General features: G+C 45.2%; 11 protein-coding genes and 1 pseudogene. 7 read left to right on the forward strand and 5 right to left on the reverse strand.

The window, feature by feature from the left end; genetic code table 11:
• Window positions 1-519: 519 nt before the first annotated feature.
• The 3 genes from ilvC to ACHBIE_RS10290 all read right to left on the reverse strand — a co-directional run bounded on the left by ilvC (window position 520) and on the right by ACHBIE_RS10290 (window position 3,961).
• Window positions 520-1,542: a ketol-acid reductoisomerase gene (gene ilvC / locus ACHBIE_RS10280; RefSeq protein WP_105111536.1), complete on the reverse strand. Its 1,023-nt coding sequence runs from the start codon at window positions 1,540-1,542 to the stop codon at window positions 520-522.
• 207 nt (window positions 1,543-1,749) lie between these two features.
• Window positions 1,750-2,226, reverse strand: a complete 477-nt coding sequence (gene ilvN / locus ACHBIE_RS10285) for an acetolactate synthase small subunit (protein WP_105111535.1) — start codon at window positions 2,224-2,226, stop codon at window positions 1,750-1,752.
• Window positions 2,219-3,961 carry an acetolactate synthase large subunit gene (locus tag ACHBIE_RS10290; protein WP_394733278.1) on the reverse strand — a complete coding sequence of 581 codons (1,743 nt, stop codon included), beginning with the start codon at window positions 3,959-3,961 and terminating at the stop codon, window positions 2,219-2,221. The genes ilvN and ACHBIE_RS10290 overlap by 8 nt, the downstream gene beginning before the upstream one ends.
• 182 nt (window positions 3,962-4,143) lie before the next feature.
• Here ACHBIE_RS10290 and ACHBIE_RS10295 point away from each other — a divergent pair, with 182 nt between their 5' ends.
• The 7 genes from ACHBIE_RS10295 (at window position 4,144) to ACHBIE_RS10325 (ending at window position 11,120) form a co-directional block, all read left to right on the forward strand.
• Entirely contained in the window at window positions 4,144-5,196 is a 1,053-nt protein-coding gene (locus tag ACHBIE_RS10295; protein ID WP_394733279.1) for a glycosyltransferase, read from the forward strand.
• Complete coding sequence (locus tag ACHBIE_RS10300) at window positions 5,183-6,121, forward strand: phosphodiester glycosidase family protein (protein WP_394733280.1); 939 nt, start codon at window positions 5,183-5,185, stop codon at window positions 6,119-6,121. The genes ACHBIE_RS10295 and ACHBIE_RS10300 overlap by 14 nt, the downstream gene beginning before the upstream one ends.
• Entirely contained in the window at window positions 6,102-6,509 is a 408-nt protein-coding gene (locus tag ACHBIE_RS10305; RefSeq protein ID WP_394733281.1) for a hypothetical protein, read from the forward strand. Before ACHBIE_RS10300 ends, ACHBIE_RS10305 begins: the two co-directional genes overlap by 20 nt.
• A gap of 162 nt (window positions 6,510-6,671) precedes the next feature.
• Window positions 6,672-8,384 carry a dihydroxy-acid dehydratase gene (gene ilvD, locus ACHBIE_RS10310; RefSeq protein WP_105122905.1) on the forward strand — a complete coding sequence of 571 codons (1,713 nt, stop codon included), beginning with the start codon at window positions 6,672-6,674 and terminating at the stop codon, window positions 8,382-8,384.
• 152 nt (window positions 8,385-8,536) lie between these two features.
• Window positions 8,537-9,280 (forward strand): polyphosphate polymerase domain-containing protein, encoded by a 744-nt coding sequence (locus ACHBIE_RS10315; RefSeq protein ID WP_394733282.1) that lies wholly within the window; start codon window positions 8,537-8,539, stop codon window positions 9,278-9,280.
• Window positions 9,264-9,935: a DUF4956 domain-containing protein gene (locus tag ACHBIE_RS10320; RefSeq protein ID WP_105122903.1), complete on the forward strand. Its 672-nt coding sequence runs from the start codon at window positions 9,264-9,266 to the stop codon at window positions 9,933-9,935. The genes ACHBIE_RS10315 and ACHBIE_RS10320 overlap by 17 nt, the downstream gene beginning before the upstream one ends.
• 21 nt (window positions 9,936-9,956) lie before the next feature.
• On the forward strand, window positions 9,957-11,120 hold the full coding sequence (locus ACHBIE_RS10325) for a carbohydrate-binding domain-containing protein (protein WP_394733284.1): 1,164 nt from the start codon (window positions 9,957-9,959) through the stop codon (window positions 11,118-11,120).
• Between the two features lie 480 nt (window positions 11,121-11,600).
• On the opposite strand, the pseudogene ACHBIE_RS10330 reads toward ACHBIE_RS10325, so the two are convergent.
• Both ACHBIE_RS10330 and ACHBIE_RS10335 read right to left on the reverse strand, forming a co-directional pair.
• Window positions 11,601-12,548, reverse strand: a pseudogene (locus ACHBIE_RS10330) (transposase); the annotation flags it as partial.
• Between the two features lie 231 nt (window positions 12,549-12,779).
• Window positions 12,780-16,616, reverse strand: a 3,837-nt coding sequence (locus tag ACHBIE_RS10335; protein ID WP_394733283.1) for a MucBP domain-containing protein, incomplete at its 5' end; no start/stop codon positions are given.

Below are 16,616 nucleotides of genomic sequence, written 5' to 3' on the forward strand. Positions count from 1 at the left end.
TCTATACTGAGTTGGGGAATTCTAGTATATCAGACGAACATGTCTTTTTTGTTGCACTTCATTTTACAACGCGGGAATATTTTTTATTTTCTCAGAATGGTCAAAAGAGCTGGCAAGCCAGCTCTTTACTATTCTTTGACCAGAACCCCGAGACTTCTAATTCAAGTAGAGCTACCTAACTCTACGATTTCGAGATTGGACTTCAACAGTTTGGGGAGCTGTTGAATGTTGGATATAGAGTTTGTCGGTAGACAAACTTCCCCTGGCCTCGCTATCGAATTTCTGGGCAAGGGCTAGAATAGCCTATCCGCAGGCTGCCTCGCTCTCTTGTTGTCAAGCGAGGGCGTATGGTCGCTCTCACATTTCTAGGCGACCAGCTGAAAGAGTCTATCCCCAGACTCTTTCACTCCCCCGGACTTACCTCGCTTTCTCGTTTTTGGGCGAGGGCTAAAACAGTCCACTGGACTTACCTCGCTTTCTCGTTTTTAGGCGAGGGCTAAAACAGTCCACTGGACTGTTTTAGTTATAAATCTTAAAGGCATCGTCGTCGTTGCGGCCTACGAATGGCATTGCTTTGCGGAGTTCTGCACCGACTTTTTCGATTTCAAGGTTTTCAGCTTCTTTACGGAAGGCTTCCATTTGTGGGCGACCAGCCTTGTAGTCGTTGACGAAGTCATTAGCAAATTTCCCAGACTGGATGTCTGCCAATACAGCTTTCATGTTTTCTTTAACTTGGTCAGTAATCACGCGTGGACCTGATACGTAGTCACCGTATTCAGCAGTGTTTGAGATAGACTGACGCATTTTCTTGAAACCACCCTCGTAAACAAGGTCAACGATGAGTTTCATTTCGTGCAATACTTCAAAGTAAGCCAATTCTGGCGCATAGCCAGCCTCTGTCAAGACTTCAAAACCAGCCTGCATAAGGGCAGTCAAACCACCACAGAGAACGGCTTGCTCACCGAACAAATCTTCTTCCGTTTCTTCTTTGAAGGTTGTTTCCAAGAGACCAACACGGGCAGAACCAACACCTTTAGCCCAGTCCATTGCGATGTGCTTGGCATTTCCAGTCGCATCTTGGTAAACCGCGTAAAGCGCTGGAACACCGAAACCTTCTTCAAAAGTACGACGAACAAGGTGACCAGGACCTTTTGGCGCACACATGAAGACGTCTACATCAGCAGGAACCTTGATAAATTCAAAATGAACGTTGAAACCGTGAGCGAAACCAAGGGCATTTCCTGCCTCCAAGTTTGGAGCAATTTCTTCATTGTAAAGGTCCGCTTGGATTTCGTCTGGAGCCAAAATCATGATAACATCCGCTTGTTTTGCTGCTTCAGCTACTTCAAAGGTCTCAAAGCCATCTTCTTTTGCCTTATCAAAAGATTTACCAGCACGCACGCCGATGATAACATCGTGTCCTGTGTCACGCAAGTTTTGGGCATGGGCATGGCCCTGTGAACCATAACCGATAACGGCGATACGTTTGCCGTCAAGTGCTGGAACTGTTACATCTTTTTCATATTGCATTGCTACTGCCATTTGTTAATCTCTTTTCTATTTTTTTACTTATAAATTCGGATGTTCAAAGAAAATGAACATTCTGTAATTTTGTCTATCATGTGCATCCCTAGTTGCTCAACTTTCTTTTAATTCTAGGCAGTGAGGCGAAGGCTATACTGAGGTATGCCAAGCTGAGGTATGCCAAGCCGAGCTAACGACGAAGCAAAAGACAAGTGAGTGACTAGGTTAGTCACGACTGAAACCAGTTGCCCCTGTCCTAGCAATGTTCTTAATGCCATAAGGCTGAATCACACGCAGGAGGGCGTCAATCTTGTCTCCGTCACCAGTCATCTGAATGGTAATGGAGTGAGGTGCCACATCGACAACGCTGGCACGGAAGGGTTGGATAATGGCTAAAATTTCTGCCCGCTTAGCTGGCGGAGCAACGATTTTAATCAGAATCACTTCCCGTTCCAAGTGCGGAATGTCTGTCAAATCGCGGACACGGACCACATCAATCAAGCGATTGAGTTGCTTGATAATTTGTTCCACTTCGTCCATGGTCGCAACATCAACGATGACCGTTACCCGAGAAATACCTGCAACTTCGGTCGGGCCGACTGAAATGGATTCAATATTGATTTGGCGCCGGGATAGGACACCTGTAAAGCGGTTGAGGACACCTGAAGAATTTCGTAATTTTGCTGTTAACATTCTACGCATTGAACTTCACCCCCAACATTTCCGCATTGCTCTTGCCGGCTGGTACCATTGGCACCACATGTTCGGCCTTGGAGATATGGACCTCAATCAGCATTGGTTTGTTTTCCAAGATGACCTTCATATCTTCTGCCAAGGTCGCCGGATTGTCAAAACTGTAATGGCTGATACCATAGGCTTCCGCTAGGAGCTGGAAGTTTGGCTCTGCATCAAATACTGACTGACTGCGACGTTCTTCATAGAAGGATTCTTGCCACTGACGAACCATACCCAGGGAATGGTTATTAATCAAGACAACCTTGATGGGCACACCATAGCCATTGAGGATAGCCAATTCCTGGTTGGTCATCTGGAAACCACCGTCACCGACAAAGACTACAACTTCCTTGTCTGGATTGGCTAGTTTAGCGCCGATTGCTGCTGGAATTCCGAATCCCATAGTCCCCATGCCGCCCGAAGTAATCAGCTGGCGCTGGTGCTTGTAAGGATAGAATTGAGCCGCCCACATCTGGTGTTGTCCCACATCTGTCACGATGATAGCATCGCCATTTGTCAATTGACCAATCAGCTCGATAGCTGCTTGTGGCTTGATAAAGTTGGCATCTTCCTCATACCAGAAAGGTGCTCGACGCTTGTTGTCCAATACCTGCTCCGTCCAGTCAGCATAGTCTGTCTCAACGGTTTCGCATTTCAACAGGGCTTGTAAGGTCGCTTTGGCATCTCCGACTACTGGAATTGCCGTCTTCATGACCTTGCCAATCTCTGCTGGGTCAATGTCCACGTGCGCAATAGTCGCATTAGGCGCATAGGTTGTCGGATTTCCCGTCAGGCGATCATCAAAGCGGGCACCGATGTTGATAATATAATCTGCATCATTCATGGCCATATTGGCTGAGTAAGTTCCGTGCATGCCACCCATCGCTAGGGCTAATTCGTGTTCAATCGGCATGGCTCCTAACCCAAGCAGGGTTGAAACAACAGGCAAGCGGTATTTCTCTGCAAAAGCAATCAATTCTTCCTGGGCTTCTGCATAGTTGACCCCACCACCAGCCAAAATCACTGGCTTTTTGGCCCGACTGAGCTGCTGGAGAATTTTCTTAACCTGCAAGCCATTTGGCTCTACCGTTGGTTGGTAGCTTGGCAAATGAACCATCGGATCGTGATAGGCTTCAACAATTCTTTCCTGGATATCCTTTGGCACATCGATGACTACTGGACCTGGACGGCCTGTGGTCGCAATATGATAGGCTTCTGTAATCACTCGAGGAATATCTGCTGTATCCCGAATCTGGTAATTGTATTTGGTGATTGGCATGGTCATACCAATGACATCGGCCTCCTGGAAGGCATCCTTACCGATACCGCGCGTCGCAACCTGTCCTGTGAAAACCAGAAGAGGCACGCTGTCACCCATGGCATCCGCTATCCCTGTAATGGCATTAGTTGCCCCTGGTCCAGATGTGACGATGGCTACGCCCACCTTTCCTGATGATTTGGCATAACCTTCCGCCTCGTGGACCGCTCCTTGTTCGTGACGAGCCAAGACGTGCTGAATCCCCTCGTATTGATAGATAGCATCATATAAGGGGAGGACTGCCCCACCTGGATAGCCAAAGACCAGGTCCACACCCAATTGATGCAAGCTATCTAAGATTAAATAGGAACCTGAACGCGGTTGATCTAATTGGATTTCTTGCACATGTATTCCTCCTCTCTGCAATGTTGTATCTACTATCATAACACATGGAACTTAAATGTCAAGGAATATTCTGAAAATTCCTACATTTGTTCGTTTTCCTTATTTCAAGCCGAAATCTTAAACCAAACTTAAGTCAAATCAAGATGTAGGCTATTTTCAGATTTCTTTCAGAAAACTCCTCTATAGTGGGTGTATAGCAAAAAACGAAACGAGGTATTCCCATGTATTATGTCATCATCCCCGCCTATCAGCCAGATCAGAAATTACTGGAGCTATTGAACGCTTTAAAGCATCGGCTCAATTGCAAGATTATTGTAGTTAACGATGGAAGCACTGAAGCTTCGAAAGCCATCATCGAGCAAGCTAGTTCCTACGCAACCGTTCTTCACCACGAGCGTAATTTAGGAAAAGGCCAGGCCTTGAAAACTGCTTTTCAATATATTCAAGAACGTGACTCCAATTCTGTCATCGTAACAGCTGATGCGGACGGCCAGCACTCCGTCAACGATATGGATAGAGTGGCCCGGGCTGCTATGAATTTGCCCAATCACTTGGTTCTGGGAGTCCGTCAATTTAGCAATGATGTGCCTTTCCGCAGTCGTTTTGGTAATAAGCTGACCCGTCTACTCTTCCGCCTTCAAACTGGTGTCAAGGTTAGCGATACCCAGACTGGTCTACGCGCCTTTCATTCCAAGCTCCTGCCCTTTATGCTGAAAATCGAAGGCCAACGTTATGAGTACGAAATGAATATGCTGACTCAAGCTAGCCAAGAGTTCCCCATTACCGAGGTTCCCATTCAGACCATTTATATAGATGATAATGCTAGCTCGCATTTCCGACCTATCAAGGATGGCTTACTCATCTACAAAAACCTCTTCAAATTTGCCCTGGCCTCACTTGGCAGCTTTCTGGTAGACTACGGTGCCTATGCCCTGCTTATCGCAAGTTTGACTGCTCTGCCCTCGGGTATTCATATCCTCATTGCTAATGGCTTGGCTCGTGTTACCAGCTCTCTGTCCAATTATTACCTCAATAAAAAGCTGGTCTTTCAAAACGAGCAGAGCGTCCAAACTACCGGCCTAGGTTATTTGACCCTAGCTTTGGCCCTCTTCATCTGCGACACCTCTCTGATTTATATTTTCCACCAACTGTTTGGCTTGAATCTTTATTTGGTGAAAATCACAGTGGGCCTCTCTCTCTTTTTCTTCTCTTGGTATATTCAAAAACATATTATTTTCAATGAAAGGAAGGCACTTACCCATGAAATTGCTTAAAAAACCCTTCATATACGCATCACTATTCGGTACATTACTCACTGGTGGTTTCACCTACTCCATGCTCAAAACCTTTGTCCTCTCTGAAGCTATTACAACAGTAGAATCAGCAAGGACAACCGCTGCAGCAACGACAAATTCCAGTACAGCAGCAAGTAGCACCGCTGCAACAACCGCAACCAATGTGACAACAACTGATACCTCTTACGCTGATGATAACATCCAAATCACACTCGAAACCATTACAACCAACAACACAACTGTCTATGTAGCGGATATCCAAGTCAGCTCACCTGAGTACTTGAAAACAGCCTTAGCTCAAAATACTTATGGTACCAACGTCACAGCCAAAACATCTGAAACCGCTGCAGCCAACAATGCCATCTTGGCGGTCAACGGCGACTACTACGGTGCCAACTCAACAGGTTATGTCATCAAGAATGGTGTCCTCTACCGTGATACCGTCCGTGACAATGCTTCTTATGGTGACTTGGCAATTTATGCTGACGGCTCATTTGAAATTATCTATGAAAATGAAATAACAGCTCAAGAGTTAATTGACAATGGCGTTGTCAACTTGCTCGCCTTCGGGCCAACCTTGGTAGAAAATGGTGAAATCGTGGTGGATACATCAACAGAAGTTGGACGGGCCATGCCTTCCAACCCTCGTTCAGCCATTGGTATCATTGATGAAAACCACTATATCATCGTTGTGGCAGACGGTCGTACTTCTGAAAGTGAAGGTCTATCCCTCTATCAACTGGCAGAAGTTATGAAACAATACGGAGCAACAACTGCCTACAACCTAGACGGCGGTGGTTCATCAACCCTCTACTTCAACGGTCAAGTGATTAACAACCCAACAACAAACGGAAATACTATCTCAGAAAGGGCGGTGAGCGACATTGTCTACATCGGCTACTAATTCAAACAGTAAGCGTGCTATTCGCACCTTCATGACCTATTTAGCACTAACATCCTTCCTCTTCATCTTCAGTCGGGTCTATGAAAGCCTCAGTTATGGAGAAACAGCTTTCCATATGCACTATCTGTTCTGCGTAACCCTAATCGGTGGAAGTCTTCTACTTGGCTTGATGACCATCCATCGCACACTCTCTCGCCTGACCTATAATCTCTGGAATTCAGGTGTTGCAACCATTACAGCAGGTTTTCTCCTCCGTGGTATCATCAACCTGTCCGGACGGTCTACAACCCTGGATCAACCTTACTGGTATGTCGGGGCTGGCTTCCTGACTCTAGCTGCAATCAGTCTCTTCATCAAGCAGGCCAAAACCGCTGCTCCAACAATATAATTTCAATATAGTGAAGCAGTTCCCCGCTAATATATGGGAGCTGTTTCCTTTTGTTTTCAAAAAATTCAGAAATTTCCCATTATTTGTCAAATCCTTTTTCATATCCCTCATAACTATGGTATAATAAGGAAACCAATCACCAGAAAGATAGGGAGAAGAGAAATGACAGATAAAGATACACTTAAAACCCTTCGTCACCGTAGCTCAGTCTACGATTCAATGGTCAAATCACCCAACCGTGCCATGTTGCGCGCGACAGGCATGACCGATGATAGTTTTGAAAAGCCGATTGTCGGTGTGATTTCGACCTGGGCTGAAAATACGCCTTGTAATATTCACTTGCATGATTTTGGAAAATTAGCCAAAGAAGGGGTCAAAGATGCTGGCGCTTGGCCAGTTCAATTCGGTACCATCACCGTTGCAGACGGAATCGCCATGGGAACTCCGGGCATGCGTTTCTCACTGACTTCACGCGACATTATCGCTGACTCTATTGAGGCAGCTATGGGAGGGCACAACGTCGATGCCTTTGTAGCAATCGGAGGCTGTGACAAGAACATGCCTGGTTCCATGATTGCCATTGCCAATATGGATATCCCTGCTGTCTTTGCCTACGGTGGTACCATTGCTCCAGGAAATCTGGACGGCAAGGACATCGACCTGGTTTCAGTGTTTGAAGGAATCGGAAAATGGAACAACGGCGATATGACCGAAGAAGATGTCCGTCGCTTGGAGTGTAATGCCTGCCCTGGACCTGGTGGATGTGGTGGTATGTACACAGCCAATACCATGGCCTCTGCCATTGAAGTCTTGGGGATGTCTATTCCTGGCTCTTCTTCTCACCCTGCTGAATCTCCTGAGAAGAAGGCTGACATTGAAGAAGCTGGTCGTGCTGTTGTCCGCATGTTAGAACTGGGCATCAAGCCGTCTGACATAATGACTCGCGAAGCCTTTGAAGATGCTATCACTGTTACCATGGCACTCGGTGGCTCCACCAACGCTACTCTTCACTTGCTAGCCATTGCTCACGCTGCAAACGTTGACTTGACCTTGGAAGATTTCAATGATTTCCAAGAGAAAGTACCTCACTTGGCTGACCTCAAGCCTTCTGGTAAGTATGTTTTCCAAGACCTCTACAATGTCGGTGGTGTACCAGCAGTTATGAAATACTTGCTAAAAAATGGTTTCCTGCATGGCGACCGTATCACTTGTACTGGTAAAACCATCGCAGAAAACTTGGAAGATTTCGCTGATTTGACACCAGGTCAAGATGTCATCATGCCACTTGAAAATCCAAAACGTGCCGACGGTCCGTTGATTATCCTCAAGGGTAATTTGGCTCCTGAAGGTGCCGTTGCCAAGGTTTCTGGTGTGAAAGTCCGCAACCATACAGGTCCAGCCAAGGTCTTTGATTCTGAAGAAGAAGCTATCGAAGCAGTCTTGACTGACGAAATTGTAGATGGCGATGTAGTCGTTGTCCGCTATGTTGGACCAAAAGGCGGTCCTGGTATGCCTGAAATGCTGTCACTTTCTTCTATGATTGTCGGCAAGGGCCAAGGTGACAAGGTAGCCCTTCTAACAGACGGTCGTTTCTCTGGTGGTACCTATGGATTGGTTGTGGGACACATCGCACCTGAAGCTCAGGATGGTGGTCCAATTGCCTACCTACGTACAGGCGATTTGGTAACGGTGGACCAAGATACCAAAGAAATCACCATGCACGTTTCTGACCAAGAAATCGAAGAACGCAAGAAAACAACTGTTATTCCACCTCTCTACAGCCGCGGTGTGCTCGGAAAATATGCCCATACCGTATCGTCCGCATCCAAAGGCGCTGTCACAGATTTCTGGAATGTCGACCGTTCAGGAAAATAACCTATTTACTCCATTTTTCCCTATCCTCGTGATGGGGGATTTTTTTCGCCCAAAATTGAATTTTAAGCTTTCTTTAATATTTCTTTCAGTTTTGTTTAATATTTGACCTTTATACTAACAAGCATCAGCACAATAGATTGGAGAGGTCTCACATGAAAACCACTATCAGCCAAAAACAATTCAAACGTAGGGAAACTAAATACATCCTCAGCAAAGCAACTTGGAGACTCTTCCTCCGCGATGCCCAGCCCCATCTCCTTGCAGATGACTACGCTCATTCAACCATTACCAGCATTTATTTTGATAATGAGGATTTTGACATGGTGCAGGATGCCTTAGCCAAAAAGCATCAGCGTGAAAAGGTTCGGATTCGGCTCTACGATGCTCATCCTCATGCCAACAGCACCGCCTTTTTGGAAATCAAGAAAAAAATCGATGGCATTGGTTACAAGTACCGACTGGAATCAACACCGCGCATTATTCAATATTTCCTCCGTACAGGTTTGCGCGACAGCAGCCTGCCAGACCAACCTGTCTGCCAAGAAATTCAATCGCTTCGGAAACGGTATGGCAATCTCTATCCGAAAATTCTCATTCGCTATGAACGCCAGTCCTTCAAGGGGCTAGAGGATCCAAAACTCCGCTTGACCATTGACCAAAACGTTACCTATTCAGACAAACATCCGGCGCTTAAATCAGCTGCAAAAGAAAAGGTCTTGCTGGACCCTGACCTAATGATTATGGAAATCAAAGCAGCTGAGACGATTCCAGATTGGCTATCCGTGCTCCTTGAAAAGCACGCCATTGATAGAAAATCCTTCTCCAAATACGGAACGGCTTACCGCCTCGCGACTAGCCCAGAAAAGGAGTTGATAGCCTATGCACCTATTCGATAGTATCTTATCTACCACCAGCTCCATCGCCCTGCAAATCAGTTTAATTATGGGGATCAGCTTGGTGCTGGGTTATCTACTGGCAATGACCTACAAGCACAAATCCAGCTACAGCAAGGAATTTGTCATAACTTTGACCCTGATGCCAACCCTGATTGCCTTTATCATCTTCTTGGTCAACGGCAGTCTGGGGACTAGCTTAGCCGTCGCTGGGACCTTTAGTCTCATTCGCTTCCGCTCTGCCTCTGGCTCTTCCAAAGAAATGCTGGCAGTCCTACTGGCTATGGCCATCGGATTAGCAACAGGAACCGGTTATCTGGGACTGGCCAGCCTCCTGACGCTCATTATCTGCGGCGCCATGCTCCTCTTTGAAACTGTGAATTATGGTCAAACCGATCACAGGAGACGACACATTCTCCTAACTGTTCCCTTGGATTTTGATTACCAACATTTTTTCAAGAAGGTCTTCAAAGCAGCTTGTAAGGAGGAAGAAATCCTATCCATTAGCTACAAAAAGAAAAAGCAGGCACTGGTCCTCGAATATTCTCTGGTTTTGGAATCAAGCATCTCAGACCAAGCCTTGACAAAATCCATTGTCGAAGCCAATCCACTCAATTTCATTGTCAATAAACAGACACCTAAAAAGAAATATTTATAAAGAAAGACGGAAATCATTATGATGAAAACTAAGACGAAAAAACTACTCGCCTCTGGCATTACCCTCCTCACTATCGCTACGTTAGCTGCTTGTTCTTCTGCCCAAGGACATACCCAAACCAGCAAGACGATTACCAGCAGCCAAGTAACGACGACCAATTCAAGCACGAGCAACACCGCAAGCACTTCTAGCATTGATTGGTCGTCACTCCCTAGTCAAGAAGTTACCTTGTCTGACGAGGGCTTGACCATCACTGAAGGCGGAACCTATATTCTAAGCGGTTCGACGACAAAAGGTGTAACCATTGACACTCAGGAAAATGTGCGTTTGATTTTGGCCGGAGCTACCATTTCTAGCACAGATACCGCAGCTATCAATGTCCTATCTGCTGATAATCTTGAAATTAACTTGCAAGATGGCACCGAAAATACTGTCTCAGACACTAGCACTCATTCCGATACAGATATTGAAGGGGCTATTCATTCGGAGTCGGATTTAGTTATCACTGGCAATGGTAAACTGACCGTTGAAGGCAATTTCCAAGACGGGATTGTCTCTACCGATGACTTGACCATCGAGGCTGGAAATATTACGGTAACAGCTCAGGATGACGGTATTCGCGGTAAGGATTCATTGACCATCACAGGTGGTAGGATTGACGTGATGGCAGGTGGCGATGGTATCAAGGCGACAAACGACGAGGATACTACGAAAGGAAATACCACTATCACGGGCGGAACCATCACTGTCACAGCAGGTGACGACGGTATCAAAGCTGAATCTGCCTTGACCATTGAAGATGGTTCGATTAAAGTAACTGAGTCAACCGAGGCCTTGGAAGGAACCAATATCACTATCAATGGTGGAACCTTGGATGTTTATGGTTCTGATGATGCCATCAATGCTGCAAGCGATACAGCCAGCGATATCTTCATCAAGGTCACCGGGGGTGATTTGACCGTTGCTGTCGGAAATGGCGATACGGATGCCTTTGATTCCAATGGTGATTTGATCATTTCTGGTGGCACCATTGACATAACTGCACCTACTTCAGCCTTTGACTTTGACGGTTCCGTCTCCTTTACAGGTGGAGATGTCACGGTCAATGGCCAGAAACAAACTGAAATTGTCCAAACCGGCCCCGGCGCAATGGGGGGCGCACCTGGAGGTCGCGGTGGATGGTAATCGAGTAGGGACTAAGACTAGTCCCTCTCACACCACCGTGCGTGCCGTTCGGCACACGGCGGTTCAACTAACTTTTAACGCATGTCGTTTTAGATAATAATCTAGGCAAGAAACCAGTCCACGTTTAGCGAGGACTGGTTTTGATATGGCACGTTTCAGTACCAACCTCTGAGCCACTATTTGATACGACTACCTTTTTGGACTTTGGTGTTCTTTGCCACATTATCCGCTATATACGCCTTTATATCACGTTTCTGTTCGTAGTGCTACGATTTCACTATCCCTTCCTCTGACGGTCTTGGTTTCTAGCGTCAGACTTAAAACGGTCCCTCCCCAGACCGTTTTAATCCACTACCTCACGATAGTCAGTCTTGGGAGTCACTATTGGGTTCACCGGTAGCGGATGCCCACAGAGGACTTTCACCTCAGATGTACGACGTACCCGGCGTATGCAAAAAAAGAGAGAACATATGTTCTCTCAGTTTGCAGACAAACATCATTTTGGTGTTTGTCTTTTTTACTATTTTTAGAGAAAAATGGCTGTTTTAATGCTGAAACCACCCCATCTGGACAAAATAAAAAGGCCTTCTTGCCATCCTTTTAACTAGTTTTTTGAGATTTAAGCACGCCAAAGTCAGTCCAATCTTATCCTCCATTTTGGACTTGCCTTTTTCCCTCGTGTAGCGCAGATTATGGTATTCCTTGGCTGTGCCAAATAGCCGTTCAATCGTCTCTTTCCGATGTTGGTAGAGCTCCTTCATCCCTCTTTGATGACGAATATCCTCGCACTGTTCCAAATACTCCTTCCAAATATGCCGCGTGACAACTTTTTGATGGTTCTTACTGGTCGTACATACTGATAATAGGGGACAGTTGGCACAAATTGCAGGATCACTTTTGTATTCTCGGTAGCCTTCTCGGGTAGTCGTGCGATAGGTCAAGGCCTGATGTTCAGGACACAGGACACAATCGAAGTGTTCGTCATAGACAAAATCTTTGGGACGAAGTTGTCCCTTCTTCCCACGGGGACGGGTGTCGGGAAGGACAGGAGTGATTTCCTTATCAATTAGAAACTTGGCAATACTGGGAGTTTTATAGCCCGAACTGTCATGGATATTACCAGCCTCAACACTATAAGCAAGTGCCCAGCCATACTTATCACAGGCAACTTGGGCAGAATAAGCAAATACCTCCTTTGGAACGAATGCCATAAAAACACTGAACCATAGGGATTTTGACCAGCATAACAGGGTCAAGACTAGGACGACCATTGTCAGACGAATAGGCTTCTTCGACTAAGCCGTAGATAAAATCAAAATCGATAACTTTATCAACTTGGCGCAGGAAATGATCTGCAGGCACAAGCTGGTCAAGGGTATAGAAACCGTACTGATTGCAGTTATAGTCAGGTTTTTCTTTGTGTAGCATAGGAGAACCTCACAAGTCCTTTTTATTATATTGTACTCCTAAACACGAAGAAAAGCCCTTAGAAAATCAATTCTAAGAACTTTGTCTTCAGTCTGAGAGAACACATGTTCTCTCTTCCTTTTATCTGCCCACAACTAGCGTAGGGACAGCCTATTGGGAAAGCTATGCTTTCCGTTTTCTATTTTCATTCATTACTTGTATAGTGGGAGGACATGTACGAATGAGAACAGATTAGTCTTCGTTACGACGACGTTTACCTGCAAGCGCAAGTGCTGCAACTAGCATACCTGCACCAAGAATTGCTGCCGCAGATGATGCTTCACCAGTGTTTGGCAATTGAGCTGCACCAGCTTTATCAGTTGTTGGAGCTACAGGAGCCTGTGGTTTTGGTGTCGCAGGTGCTTGAGGTGCTGGACTTGTAGGAGTTCCTGGTTTTGGTGTAACAGGGTTGCTTACCTTGCGGTAGATGTGGGTTGTGTTACCATCTGCATCTACAACTGTACGTACATACTCATAACCCGGGATTGACTTGTTAGGCGTTGTACCTTCTTCTTGCGGTGCAATTGGGTTGCCATCTTCATCAACGTGGTTTGTTACAACATTCTTAGTTGGTGTTACAGGTACGTAAGGGATTGGTGTGTTCTCACCTGGCGTTGTTGGAACTGGTGGAACATACCCTTTCTTAGGATCCGTTGGGTCAACCGGTTTCAATGGCTCGTTAGTCTTAGGATCAACTGGCACATAACCTGGTACATGAGGGATTGATGGAACTCCTCCACCTGGGTAAGGTGATGTTGGATCGATTGGCTTATCTGGGTTCGTTGGGTCGAATGGATAAGGGATCACTGGGTTAACTGGAGTTGGATTCTCTGGTGTAGCAGGAATTTCAGGGATCCAGTTAGCGACTTTCTTGTACACATAAGTGATTTCAGTTGTCTTACCACCTTCAACAGTACCTGTTTCAGAACCAATTGTCTTAGATGGAATCAAGACATAACGTGAACCATCTTCGCCAATAATCTCAGTTGGTTTGTTATCTGTTGTGTCATATGACTTACCTGCTGGAGCGTTTGTTTCATCGTTTACAGGTGTCTTAATAGGCGTACCATCTTCCGTCACATAGTTAACAACAACATTACCGTTTTGTACGTAAGGGATTGGTGTATCCTTACCTGACTCGTCTGGAGTTGGTGGTACATAACCCTTAGATGGATCTTCTGGATCTACCGGTGTCAATGGAGTGTTGTCCTTAGGATCTACTGGTGTGAAACCTGGTACATGTGGAATTGACGGAACTTCACCATCTGGGTAAGGTGATGTTGGATCGATTGGCTTATCTGGGTTCGTTGGGTCGAATGGATAAGGGATCACTGGGTTAACTGGAGTTGGATTCTCTGGTGTAGCAGGAATTTCAGGGATCCAGTTAGCGACTTTCTTGTACACATAAGTGATTTCAGTTGTCTTACCACCTTCAACAGTACCTGTTTCAGAACCAATTGTCTTAGATGGAATCAAGACATAACGTGAACCATCTTCGCCAATAATCTCAGTTGGTTTGTTATCTGTTGTGTCATATGACTTACCTGCTGGAGCGTTTGTTTCATCGTTTACAGGTGTCTTAATAGGCGTACCGTCTTCCGTCACATAGTTAACAACAACATTACCAGCTTTTTCATAAACATAGGTAACTTCCGTTGTACCTTCTACAACCTTACCAGTTTCTTTGGCTGCATCTTCAGCTTTGATTTCTTTGTAATAGTAAACATCGCCAGTAGCATCTTCAATGATTTTCTTTGGTACACGGTCAGCAGTAGAGTACTCTGTACCTACAAGAGCATCGTTTGTATCCACAACAGGAGTTGCGATAACTTTGCCATCTGTGTTTACATAGTTAACAACAACATCACCATACTTAGGATTTTCAGCAAAGTAAACAACTTCGTTAATGTCAGCATCAGTTGCTGTAACTGTCTTAGCATTGATTGTCTCTGTCATTGGCGCATCTGCACCCTCAAGAGTAGTACGGCTTGCTGTATAGCCTGGAACTTGTGGAAGAACATTTCCTTTAAGTGTATCTGTTGTATCCGCAGCCCAGTCACCGTAAGTAATCTCCCCAGTTACAAGATTGACTTGAGCTGGTCGAGTGAAGGTTACTGTTTCAGTCTTGACAAATGGAGTTCCTTCAGTAGAGCCTTTTGGCAAGACATTACCTGCAGCATCTACGAGAACTGGTGTACCATCTTCATACTTGTACTCAACTGTACGGGTTACTTCTTGAGATGTTTCCAAGTTTTCTAATGTTGCTGGCCATACTGGTGAGTTTGGATCTGTTGGATCTACTGGTTTCCCTGGAACAACACCTTTAGGAACATCAACGATACGTGGCTTGATCACAACAAGGAATTCTTGCAATTTATATGAATCATAGTCATAATCTTGACCAGCATCAGTAGTGAAGTTATCAGATACAAGCTCATAACCCAATTTCTTATACTTGTTAATGGTATCTTCAGTTGAGTAAGTGATATCTGTACCTGGGTTACCTGTCAAGGTACCTGAATCTTCCAAGAAGTCTGTCGCACCTTCAACTTGGTAACGGATGATGGCTTCCTGTGGAACTGGTGTATAGATATGAGTTGTTTCAGTAACAGTTTGGGCATTGTTATTCAAACTGATAGTATGGTGAATCCCATTCCAAGACTTTGGACGTACACCAAAATCTTGACCTGGTTGCCACCCAGTCGTATCAACCGTCGAACCATCATTAGTACGAGTATCATATTCAAAGGTTATTCGCGATGCGTTACCTAGGGCTGCTGGGCGAAGACGAGCAAATGCTAGTGTACCATCTTGTTTCTCGTTAAATTTGATATGGAACCATTGTGTTTCTGAAGTCAAGGTACTAAAATCAAGCTCTGCTGGATCTGTTATCAAGGTACCACGGACAGGAGTTGGTTGCTTATCCCCTTCTTTGTCTGGATAAATCAGCTCAGTTGAAGCATCTACGCGATAAACTTCATAGCCAGATGTTAGTAGAGAAGGAAGAAGCTTCAAGTTTGTATTCACTGTACCAACTGGCATGTCATCTGTTACCAAGATTGGTAGGAAGCCATCTAGGTTAGTATCTGTATAACTCTGTGTACCTGTGTAGTTCGGATCTGCTATGTAGTAGGTTTTCTTAATAGTTCCATCTGTACCCACAGCTTCAACGATAGTCTTGAACTGTACACCACTTGTAGCAAAACGAGTTACTTCAACGTATGGCTCTGATGGAACGAGAACGACGTTAGATGTTGTTGTTGTCGTTTCTTTGTAAGTATAACCCGCAAACTCTCTCTTTTCAGATGGAGTAGTATTCAAGTCTGGTGTTGTTAACACCGTATAGGTAGCTAGTTGTTGACCATCCTCTGTCTTGTAGACAGTCGTATTAGTGGTTGGTCGGATCAACTTTTGACTAACAGCACTCATTGTGTTGTAAGCCCATTGAATACGGATAACACCGAACATATCTTTCGAATCATAGTCTGGGTCATAGGTGTATACAAATGGATAGCCTGCACCATGTGTAGTCTTGAAGTAATCAAATTCTACAGCTGTGTTTGGCTCAACTTTTTTAGTTTCAACAACTGTTCCGTCGTTTGCAACCAACTCTACCAAGAGCTTGCCGTAAAGATCGGTTGGGTTAACAGATGTACGGAAGTAAGCACCACCTGTTGACTGCCCACCGTTTTCTTTGAAAGGTGTATAGACAGGTGCAACAGCATCAAAGTATGCAACAGGTGTATATTGAATTGTCAAATAATCCGCATTTTCAGTAGCTTTAAGGGATCCACTAACTTTTGATGTTACAGCTGCACCGTTTGGATCGGACATATCTGGAGTTGCAGTTGTACCTGTTTCGATAAGGATACCTTCTTCATCACCAACGTTTTGTAGGTTAGTAGAAGTCGCTGCAAGTGATACTTGGATATCCTCTGTTCCCAAGAACTTACGCAATTCCAAGGCCAAGGCTTCAACGTTTGAACGAACTGCATCGATTTGAGCGTTTACTTGGACAAGAGTTGCTAC

Source organism: Streptococcus sp. A23, from assembly GCF_043674155.1.
GTDB lineage: Bacteria > Bacillota > Bacilli > Lactobacillales > Streptococcaceae > Streptococcus > Streptococcus suis_V.